The sequence below is a fragment of the Maledivibacter sp. genome, assembly GCA_025210375.1.
Taxonomy (GTDB): domain Bacteria; phylum Bacillota; class Clostridia; order Peptostreptococcales; family Caminicellaceae; genus JAOASB01.
Map to the genome: position 1 here is coordinate 90792 of JAOASB010000054.1, position 6787 is coordinate 97578.

A 6787-nucleotide genomic window follows, 5' to 3' on the forward strand; every position below is an offset into this window, starting at 1 on the left:
AAGTGATAATACGGATGAAAAAACTATAGATGGTTTAAATCATGATGTACAAACCGTGATGGCAGTATCTGAATTAGTCATAAAATTTAATTTGAGGGGAAAAGAGCTTACGGCCATAAGAGGTGCATCATTAGACCTATACAAGGGGGAAAGCTTAGCTATAGTAGGAGAATCGGGTTCTGGAAAGTCGGTTTTCACAAAATCCTTTATGGGATTACTAGATAGTAATGGCTGGATAGATTCTGGCACCATTACCTATGGTGATAAAGTGATTTCTGATTTTAAAAGTGAGAAGCAATGGCTAAAGATCAGAGGCAAAGAAATTGCCCTTGTATTTCAAGATCCGATGACTTCCTTAAATCCACTTAAAACCATTGGTAAACAGGTTCAGGAATCCATAGAGCTGCATAGGGGTTTAAGGGGAGATGATGCTAAAAGGATAGCCCTAGAGATATTAGGGGATGTCGGGATATCACAGCCAGAGAAAAGATATAAGCAATATCCCCATGAATTTTCCGGTGGAATGAGGCAAAGAGTTGTCATAGCCATTGCTGTGGCCTGTCATCCAAGGGTACTAATATGTGATGAACCCACAACAGCATTGGATGTTACAATACAAGCACAGATACTTGAATTATTGAAAAATATGCAAAAAAAATATGATTTAACTATTATTTATATAACCCATGATTTAGGGGTTGTAGCAAATGTAGCAGATAGAATAGCTGTCATGTATGCAGGTGATATTATTGAAATAGGTATGGCAGAGGAGGTTTTCTATAATCCACAGCATCCATATACCTGGGCACTTTTATCATCACTTCCCCAGCTTGGAGTTAAGGGGGAAGATCTTTACTCAATAAAGGGTACTCCACCTAGCCTATTTAAGGAAATAAAGGGAGATGCCTTTGCACCAAGAAACCCAAAGGCATTAAAAATAGATTATGTCAAGAGATCGCCGTATTTTCAAGTTAGTCCAACCCATAAAGCAAGAACCTGGCTATTACATCCCGCTGCTCCGAGGGTTGAACCTCCTGAAATCGTTAAAAAAATAAGTGAAAATGTAGGAGGAAAGCGTTATGGGAGATAAAGAAGTTTTATTGGAAGTGGATAACTTGAAAATTGAGTTCGGTAATAAAAGAAACAGGTTTGTTGCAGTCAACAATGTAAGCTTCAATATTTATAAGGGAGAAACCTTTGGATTAGTTGGAGAATCGGGATCGGGCAAAACAACTATCGGTAGGGCTATAGTGCGAATCAATGAAGTAAGTGATGGAACTATAAAATTTAAAGACAAGATAATAAGTGGCAAAATAGATAGGACTACTGATAGAGAAATAACTGAAAATATACAAATGATTTTTCAAGACCCTATGGCATCCCTAAATGAAAGGGCAAAGGTAGACTATATAGTATCAGAAGGATTATATAACCTAAAAAAGTTTAAATCAGAAGAAGAGAGAAAGAAAAAGGTCGAAAAAGCACTTTTAGATGTTGGATTATTGCCAGAGTTCGCAAGTAGATTTCCCCATGAATTTTCAGGGGGACAGAGACAAAGGATTGGGATCGCAAGGGTTTTAGTTATGGAGCCAGAACTGATTATAGCCGATGAGCCTATATCTGCACTTGATGTTTCCATTAGGGCACAAGTATTAAATATATTGTCGGCATTAAAGAGAGAAAAAGGATTGACCTACATGTTTATTGCCCATGATTTATCTGTAGTCAGATTTATTACAGATAGGATAGCTGTAATACACAAGGGAAGGATAGTGGAGCTAGCAGAATCTGAGGAGCTATTTAGAAATCCATTACATCCATATACCAAAGCATTATTATCTGCGATACCCCTTCCCGATCCGGTTGCTGAGAAAGAGAAAGTAATTGAAATATATGATCCTAGTTGTCATAATTACAAGGATAATCCTCCTATGTGGCATGAGGTAAAGGATGACCATTTTATTCTTGCAAATAATGAAGAGTTAGAAAAATATAAAGAGAGCATATAACTGACAAATCGAGAGTGATACTATGAGAAACTATGGAATTGCTAAAAAAACAATTGTTCCCATTAGGAAAGAACCTGAAGAAAAGGGTTTATATATAGATGAGTTATTATTGGGAATGGTAGTTGAAATTTTATGGGAAGATAAAAATAATTATGTTTTTATACAAACCCAGTATGATTATAAGGGTTATGTACAAATGGAGGATTTGTTTTTAGATTCCCGAGCCTCAAAAAAGTGGAAGGATAGCATAGACATAGTTGTTATGGGTAGTTATGTGGATATTACAGAGGATACTTCATTTGCCTCAGGTATTTTGACTTCCGCAGTAAGGGGTTCTTATCTGGTAGGATGTTGTAAAGAAAAATCAAATAGAATAAAGGTTAAATTACCCGATGGTAGGGCTGGATGGGTAAGAAAAAAACATATTAAAGTCAGAAAAAGATTGGACTTCAATCTATGTGAAATGGAAATTAGGACAAATATAGTTGAATATGCCTTACTTTATTTATATACACAGTTTAGGTGGGGAGGAAAAAGCCCCCTTGGAATAGATAGTTCCGGATTAACATGTATGGCGTATCTACTAAATGAGATAGTTATTTGGCGTGATTCCCAATTTTTACAGGAACATTTTGTGGAGATAAGTCCCCGGGATATAAAGAAAGGTGATGTTTTATTTTTCCCTGAACATACGGCTATATATATAGGGAATAATAGGTTTATTCATTCATCGGGAATAGATTCAGGTGTTGTTATACACAGCTTAGATCCTAAGGATGATGATTATAAAGAAGCCCTTGCGGCAACCTTAACGAAGGTAGGCAAATATGTGAAATTTAAATAGGCCATATGAAGAAAGGAATCAAAAGTACGAGTAGGACGCCCAGTGTATTTTCTGAATCTGCCTAAATACTACATTTTTGATGAGAGGTAATTTTATGAATAATTCATTGAAAGCAAAAAGGATACATGAAAATAGTATAGTTGTAGATAGTCATTTAGATCTTGGAGGGATTATTTATAATGCCAGATCTAAGGGGAAAACAAGGGTTATGGAAACAATATTTCTAAGGGATTTTAGACGTGCATCTTTTAATTTTATAATTGCGGCAATATTTATAGAGAATGAATATTTACCAGATATGGGACTAAAAATGGCATTAAGACAAGTGGATGCAATATATAATGATATTAAAGAAAGCAATGAACACTTTGTATTAGTTACAAATAAATCTGAAATGGATACTGCCATGAAGGAGAACAAGATCGGAATTATAATGTCCCTAGAGGGTGTCGAGCCCATAGGACGAGATTTAAGTCTCTTAAATATATTTTATAAACTCGGGGTAAGGGGATTAGGGCTTACTTGGAGTAGAAGAAATTTTGCTGCGGATGGGAGCTATTTTAGAAATCCAAGAGAAGGTATTAAAGGAGGGTTAACTCCTTTTGGTATAGAGGTAGTGAGCTTAGCAGAAAATTTAGGAATGTTCATTGATGTAAGCCATATCAATGATGAAGGTTTTTCCGATGTAGCAGAGTATACTGAGCTTCCATTTATAGCATCCCATTCTAATGCTAGATCAGTTAATGATATCACAAGAAATCTAACGGACTCTCAAATCGAGATCATTGGAGAGAATAGTGGAGTAATAGGTATCAATGCTTATAAAAATATAGTGTCTTCTAAGGAAGAAGAGCAAAATGTTGACAGGTTATGTGATCATATAGAGTATATTATTTCCTTGGCAGGGGAAGATTCCATAGGCTTTGGATTTGATCTTTGTAACAATTATTATAATTCCGGTAAAGAATACGATACCATTAAAAATCATAGCGAAAGCTTGTTGATAACTGAAGAACTCTTGAGAAGAGGGTTTAGCGACGATACCCTATCAAAGCTTGTAGGTGGAAACTATTATAGATATTTGACAAGTATGTTGAAGTAATAAATATAAACTCAATAAAATTCTTTTAAGTTATATAATTGCTTATATAAAAGCAGCTTAATTTGGTATAATAGTGTTATAAAGCAATAATAAAGGTGATATATATGCAGATTAAGAAAGAACTGGAAGAAAGAATATATGAGATGGAAAAAGTAGCTGAGTTATTTAATATAGAACCCTTTGACATGTATTTCTTGGGAGGCTCTGCCTGTATATTAGGTGGGCATAGTGATAGAGCAACAAGAGATTTTGATTTTATAGACTTGAACTATTCTGCTAAATTAGGTAAAGTGTTTGTTCATCTTAGGGATTTCGATATGCTGGAATATGAGAGTACATTAATATCGCCTAAATATCAAGAAAGAGCAATAATGCTGGAACAATTTAAGTATTTGAATATATATATTTTATCAATTGAGGACATAATCGTTAGTAAAATCATAAGGATGCAGGAAAAGGATTTGCAGGATATAGATATTCTTATGAAAAGAGCCGATAAAATATTAATAAATCAAATTATAAATGAAGTAATGAATAGAAATGATCTGTTTAATTCTAAGAAGAAAGGATTTATAGGGAAATTAGAATTATTTAGGGAGAGATATAATGTATAGAATAATATGTGAAAGCTATATAAATTATATGAATGATTTTGATGAAAAGAATAGGGAGAGTTTCCGGTATCAAGTTATGATACCCTTTGGATTATTGTTAGATATAGAGCAGTATAAAAAGGAAAAGAGACAAGAGACTCTAAATTATAAAAAATTAGAAGATTTTATATGGTTTGTAAAAAAATCTATTCAAAATTATCCTAGCTTTAAAGTGTTTTTATGGACATTGGAGTCAAGGGGAATTATAGGTAAATATTATGGAGTACTAAATGAAGAAGAATTAAAGGAGCAGATAAAGATAACAAATATGTTTTTAAGATTAGCCTATTGGAACTAAAATGGCACCATCTGCTGAAGCACTATGCAGGTGGTGCTATGAATTTATGATAAGTAAGAGCTATGCAAATATAATGTTTATAACTATTAATTTTTTATCTTAGCACGATACAGCTTCCCCTTGATTCTAGTTCCTTTGAGGGCCTTGACTATTATCCTTTCCTTGCCACCTAATATTTCAACAGTAGTAAATTTATCCTTAATATCAATTTTGCCTATATTATCTTGAGTGACACCACCTATACTTCTAAGTGCCGACAGTATATCTTTATTTGTGAAACGGCCAGTGCTTCTTCCTGCGTTAATTTGTACAATAGATCCCTTTACTTTACCAGGCTTATAACGGGTTTTCTTAGCCGCTTTCTTCAAGTCTTTTTTTCCAACCTTTCTTTGGACATGTCCACCCTTGAAGGGAATCTTGTATCCCAAAAAGTCCTGAAGCTCTAAAAATCTATTTTCTTCTGGCTGAGTAACAAAGGTTATGGCTATACCGCCTTTATCAACCCTTCCAGTTCTACCAATTCTGTGAATATAGTTTTCATTGTCAAAGGGAACAAAAAAGTTTACAACATGGGTAATATTCTCAACATGGATACCCCTAGCGGCAACATCCGTGGCTATCAAAGTATCGTATTGACCTTTTTTAAAGCCAGTAAGTTTATCCATCCTAGACCTTTGATCCATTCCTCCGTGAACTCTACCTATTAATCTACTCCATTTTTTCATTATGGCATATAGCCTTTCCACCTGTTCTTGGGTATTGCAAAATATAATAGTTTTTCGAGGACGTTCCCTTTTGAGCATCTTTTTTAAGAAATCTACTTTCTTTAAAGCTTCTACAGAATAGTATATCTGCTCAATTTTATCTAGAGTGTTTACCTTTGATTTTACTTCTATATTTTCTGGATTTGTCATATAATTACGACTTAAAGTTTGTACTTTATCAGGCATAGTTGCAGAGAATAATAAAGTGACTCTTTCCTTAGGAAGCTTATCTACTATAGCTTCTATTTGATCACCAAATCCCATTAGAAGCATTTCATCCGCTTCATCTATAACTAAGTACTTTAAATTATTTAGCTTTATGTTTTTTCTCTTAAGATGATCCATCATTCTTCCAGGCGTTGCAGCTATTACATGGGGATTTCTTTTAAGCTCCATTCTTTGGACTTCTATGGGCTGCTTTCCGAAGACTGCGGCACATATGATTTCCTTATATTTTCCAATACCATCAATGTCATACTTAACCTGCTGAGCCAACTCTCTAGTAGGAGTGAGTACAAGCATTTGGGTTGCCTCTAGCTCCATATCTATCTTTTCACAGATAGGTATACTGTATGCCGCTGTTTTACCACTTCCCGTTTGGGATTTTACAATTAAGTCCTGATCTTCCTTTAATATCCTAGGAATAACTATTCCTTGGACTTCTAAGGGTTTTTTAAACCCTAGCTCGCTAAGTCCCCTTTTTATCTCATTAGATAAGGGATAGTCTTTAAATTTTATGTCTTTCGTTTCCATAATATTAATCCTTTCTTTACATAAATAAATGTACTGAGTTTTAATTTATGCAATTTTCTCAGTAGTTTTAATAGGCTTTATAGAAGATAGTATATCATGTTTGAGCCCTTTATACTTCTCATTTTTAAATATTTATTTTTAGTCATTATTATTTTTCTCAATAACGGAATTATTAATTCTTATTTATGTTTTTAAAAAGGTTTATGGAATTAGTCATAATTATTGAGGAAATTGCATAACTCTTACTTGGCTAAACCTAATATGCGAATATCATCCTTGATTTAATTGCTTAAGATATAAGCATATTTGATGGTATGGCTTTGAAGAATTTTAGACTACATATGGTAGATAGTTTTTCTAGAAG

The 6787-nt window shown here is 33.9% G+C and carries 7 protein-coding genes; 6 read left to right on the forward strand and 1 reads right to left on the reverse strand.

The genetic code is table 11. The features are described from left to right. Window positions 1-58: 58 nt before the first annotated feature. From N4A68_20230 to N4A68_20255, 6 genes are all read left to right on the forward strand, one after another. Entirely contained in the window at window positions 59-1090 is a 1032-nt protein-coding gene (locus tag N4A68_20230) for an ABC transporter ATP-binding protein (GenBank protein MCT4566629.1), read from the forward strand. Continuing rightward, window positions 1080-2009 (forward strand): ATP-binding cassette domain-containing protein, encoded by a 930-nt coding sequence (locus N4A68_20235; protein MCT4566630.1) that lies wholly within the window; start codon window positions 1080-1082, stop codon window positions 2007-2009. Before N4A68_20230 ends, N4A68_20235 begins: the two co-directional genes overlap by 11 nt. Before the next feature lie 22 nt (window positions 2010-2031). After that, on the forward strand, window positions 2032-2853 hold the full coding sequence (locus N4A68_20240; protein MCT4566631.1) for a C40 family peptidase: 822 nt from the start codon (window positions 2032-2034) through the stop codon (window positions 2851-2853). Window positions 2854-2947: 94 nt separating this feature from the next. Next, window positions 2948-3955 (forward strand): dipeptidase, encoded by a 1008-nt coding sequence (locus tag N4A68_20245; protein MCT4566632.1) that lies wholly within the window; start codon window positions 2948-2950, stop codon window positions 3953-3955. Window positions 3956-4059: 104 nt separating this feature from the next. Further along, entirely contained in the window at window positions 4060-4569 is a 510-nt protein-coding gene (locus N4A68_20250; GenBank protein ID MCT4566633.1) for a DUF6036 family nucleotidyltransferase, read from the forward strand. Then, on the forward strand, window positions 4562-4906 hold the full coding sequence (locus N4A68_20255) for a hypothetical protein (protein MCT4566634.1): 345 nt from the start codon (window positions 4562-4564) through the stop codon (window positions 4904-4906). The genes N4A68_20250 and N4A68_20255 overlap by 8 nt, the downstream gene beginning before the upstream one ends. Before the next feature lie 86 nt (window positions 4907-4992). On the opposite strand, the gene N4A68_20260 is transcribed toward N4A68_20255, so the two are convergent. Next, on the reverse strand, window positions 4993-6423 hold the full coding sequence (locus tag N4A68_20260) for a DEAD/DEAH box helicase (protein ID MCT4566635.1): 1431 nt from the start codon (window positions 6421-6423) through the stop codon (window positions 4993-4995). Window positions 6424-6787 lie beyond the last annotated feature (364 nt).